At 62.8% G+C, this 751-nt stretch carries 1 pseudogene; it reads right to left on the bottom strand.

Annotation, left to right across the window (positions count from 1 at the left end):
- Positions 1-650, bottom strand: a pseudogene (locus ACZXDY_RS46180) (IS256 family transposase); the annotation flags it as partial.
- Positions 651-751 lie beyond the last annotated feature (101 nt).

Below are 751 nucleotides of genomic sequence, written 5' to 3'. Positions count from 1 at the left end.
TAGGCGAGCGTCTCCTCGATGTTGTCCTCCACCCAGCCGGTGAGCTTGGGGTATTTGCCGCCCCATTTGGCAAGCCAGGCCGCCAGATCGCGCCGCACCTCGCCAAGATCGCGTCGGTCGTACATCCAGCGGAGCTCGAGCAGGCAATCGTCGTCGACCTTGCGCGGCACATAATCGAGCGCATTGCGCAGGAAGTGCACATAACAGCGCTGCCAGAACACGCCGGCGAGGACTTCGGCGATCGCCTTCTTCAAGCCGGGATGATCGTCGGAGACGACAAACTCAACGCCATGCAGGCCGCGCGCCTTCAACGCTTCCAAAAACTCCTTCCAGCTCGACCGGCTCTCCCGGTTGGCAAGCTCGACCGCGAGCACCTGACGCCGGCCTTCCCAGTCGACGCCGATCGCGATCAGCACCGCCTGGCTCGCAATGATGCCGTCCTCGCGCACCCGCTCATAGCGCGCATCCAGGATCAGATAGGGGAATGGTTCCTTGAGCTTGCGCTCGCAAAACGCCTTCAGCGACGCATCCAGCCGTTTGTTGATGGCGCTGATCGCCGAGGCCGAGAACGCATGCCCCACAAGTTCTTCGGTGACTTGCTTGACCTTCCGCGTCGAGACGCCCTGCACGTACATCTCGGCCAAGGCCGATTCCGAGAGAGCGATCTTTTCCGCCGCGTGTTCGAGACTGTCTTGCGCCGCTGCATGCGGGAGCGCCTGGTTGGCGGCGAAGGGTTCGCAGTTGATGCGAG

The organism is Bradyrhizobium sp. LeoB3, from assembly GCF_055456055.1.
The sequence above is the reverse complement of the archived record's forward strand: the minus strand, read 5'-3'. Positions and strand labels throughout refer to the sequence as shown.